General features: G+C 69.1%; 2 protein-coding genes and 1 pseudogene. 2 read left to right on the forward strand and 1 reads right to left on the reverse strand.

All coding sequences use genetic code 11. The annotated features are described in order from the left end of the window. A pseudogene (locus ACTHJJ_RS05990) lies at positions 1-438 on the forward strand (elongation factor 4); the annotation flags it as partial. Positions 439-444: 6 nt separating this feature from the next. Here the strand turns inward: ACTHJJ_RS05990 and ACTHJJ_RS05995 are convergent. Next, the gene (locus ACTHJJ_RS05995) at positions 445-1,257 is read right to left on the reverse strand and encodes a tyrosine-protein phosphatase (RefSeq protein ID WP_440302024.1); all 813 of its coding nucleotides are present in this window, start codon (positions 1,255-1,257) and stop codon (positions 445-447) included. An 89-nt stretch (positions 1,258-1,346) separates the two neighbouring features. On the opposite strand from ACTHJJ_RS05995, the gene ACTHJJ_RS06000 reads away from it, so the two are divergent. Continuing rightward, entirely contained in the window at positions 1,347-2,606 is a 1,260-nt protein-coding gene (locus tag ACTHJJ_RS06000; RefSeq protein ID WP_440302025.1) for an MFS transporter, read from the forward strand. Positions 2,607-2,735: the final 129 nt, after the last annotated feature.

Below are 2,735 nucleotides of genomic sequence, written 5' to 3' on the forward strand. Positions count from 1 at the left end.
CTGAAGTCCCGGACGCGGGGCTACGCCTCGCTCGACTACGAGCCGGACGGGGAGCAGGTGGCCGACCTCGTCAAGGTCGACATCCTCCTGCAGGGCGAGCAGGTCGACGCCTTCTCGGCCATCGTCCACAAGGACAAGGCGTACGCGTACGGCGTGATGATGGCCGGCAAGCTCAAGGACCTCATCCCGCGCCAGCAGTTCGAGGTGCCGATCCAGGCGGCCATCGGGTCACGGATCATCGCGCGCGAGAACATCCGCGCGATCCGCAAGGATGTGCTCGCCAAGTGCTACGGCGGTGACATCAGCCGCAAGCGCAAGCTCCTCGAGAAGCAGAAGGAGGGCAAGAAGCGCATGAAGATGGTCGGCCGGGTCGAGGTCCCCCAGGAGGCCTTCATCGCCGCCCTCTCGAGCGAGGACGCGGCCAAGCCGAAGAAGTAGCGCCGGTCAGGTGAGGAGCTTGCGGCGCATCCGCTCGGTGTCGGCCGTGGTCCACCCGTGTCGCTCGAGGAAGGGGTGCACGCCTCCGTAGGTGCTCTCGAGCGCCTCGAGCATGAGCCGCATCGTGTCCGCCTGCGGTGACTGCTGGGCCACGGTCTTGTCGCGCAGGTTCGCCGCATAGGCGGGCTTGTTGCGCAGCCGCTCGAGGATCCGCGGCACCCGCTCGGCGGACGCGGCGTAGTCGGCGATCACCTCGTCGTCGCGCACGCCGACCGTCTTCAGGGCGAGGCCGACGATGGTGCCGGTGCGGTCCTTGCCGGCGGCGCAGTGCACGATCGCCGCGCCCTCGCTGGCGCTGATGGCGTGGAGGGCTGCCAGGACCGAATCCGGCCGCGTCGCAAGGTACTTGAGGTAGTGCTGCGACCAGAACTCGTCGTGGCCAGGGCCGTGGGACTCTCCGTTGACCGGGCGGCGGCTCTTCTCGTCGGTCTCCCAGGGCAGCGCCTTCTCGGCGGCCGGGATCCCCGACTCGTCGGTGTCCTCGAGGTAGAGCGTGAAGTGGTGGTGGCGGACCTGGCTCACCGAGCGGAGGGGTCCGTCGCCTTCCTTGGCCACCTCGACGAAGGTGCGCAGGTCGACGACGTCCGTGAGGTGGTACTCGTCGAGCAGCACCCGGACGGAGTCCGCCGGTAGGTCCTGCAGGTTGTCCGAACGAAGCAGCCGGTGGTCCCGCACGACGTCGCCGGCGTCGGTCACCATCCCCCCGACGTCCCTCATGTTGACGACACCGGTTAGCTCGATCCAGTTGGGCTGCGGCACTCCTCGACCATATGCGACACCGGAAACCGGGATGCACCGGCTCGCCCCGAGCAGGTATCTTGACGTCAAGATAACGGAAGGTGGCGGTCGTGGCGACGGCGACAAGCGAGAGCAGTACGGCACTGACGAGGCGCGGCATCCCCATCGACCCCGACCTGCGCGTCCTCGCCCTCGGGTCCTTCGCGAACCGCTTCGGTGCCGGTGCCGTCATGACGACGAGCGCGCTGTTCTTCACCCGGAAGGTGGGCTTCTCGGCGACGGAGGTGGCGCTCGCGATGTCGGTCGCCGCAATCGTCGGCATCGTCGTGCAGGTGCCGGCGGGACACCTCGGTGACACGCGCGGTCCCCGCGAGATGCTGACCCGCTGCATGATCGGTGCGGCGATCTTCAGCGCCCCACCGGCCTTCGCCCGGACGCCGTGGGTGCTCGCGGTGCTCCTCGGCCTGCTCGCCCTCTTCGAGCGGTCCGCCGGCGCGGTCAACCAGGGCGTCATCGCACAGCTCGCGACGGGCGGCCGCGCGGTGCTCTTCAAGGCATACCTGCGCGCCGTCACCAACACGGCACTGGGTCTCGGCGCGGTGTTCGGCGGCATCGCGCTCGCGATCGACGAGACGTGGGCGTATGTCGCGGTCTTCTTCCTCAACGCGCTCTTCACCGGCTTCGCCGCATGGAACACGAGCCGCCTGCCGCACCTGCCGCCCTATCGCCGCGGTGCCGGCGAGCCGCGGCTGGCCGTGCTCCGGGACTGGCCCTACGTCGTCATCGTCATCATCACGGGTCTCTACTCGCTCCACTTCTTCGTCATGGAGCTCGGGCTCGCGCTCTACATCTCGCAGCGGACCCAGGCGCCGACCGTCATGGTCTCGGTCCTGCTCATCCTCAACACGGCGATGGTCGCGCTCTTCCAGGTGCGGATGTCGCGCCACTCCGACTCGGTCGAGGCAGGCGGAAAGGCTCTGGTCCGTGGATCGCTCTGGATCGCAGCAGGATTCGCGATCATCGCGCTGGCTGATCGCGGGTCGTGGTGGCTGGCCGTCGGCTTCCTCGTGGCCGGCTCGATGGTCCACGTGGTGGGCGAGATGATCGGGTCGGGCGGTCAGTGGGGCCTGCAGATGGGGCTCGCCCCTCACGAGCGGCAGGGCCAGTACCAGGGCTTCGCCGGGCTGGGGTTCTCCGTCATGGCCGTCATCGGACCGCCCATCGTGACCTTCTTCTGCGTGGAGCAGGGGGAGCGCGGCTGGCTCATGCTCGCTGCGATCATGGTCGGGATCTCGCTCGTCTCCGTGCCCGCCGCTCGCTGGGCACTGGCGTCACGGGAGCGCTACGGCTTCACGCCGCACTCCGGCTGAGCCAAGCGGTGAGGACACGACCGAGCGCCAGCGAGGGAGGCCCGGAGCCGCGGTTCGGCTCGGCCGGCATGGGCTCCGGCTGAGCCAAGCGGTGAGGACACGACCGAGCGCCAGCGAGGGAGGCCCGGA

It is taken from the genome of Intrasporangium sp., from assembly GCF_051961875.1.
Classification (GTDB): Bacteria; Actinomycetota; Actinomycetes; order Actinomycetales; family Dermatophilaceae; genus Intrasporangium_A.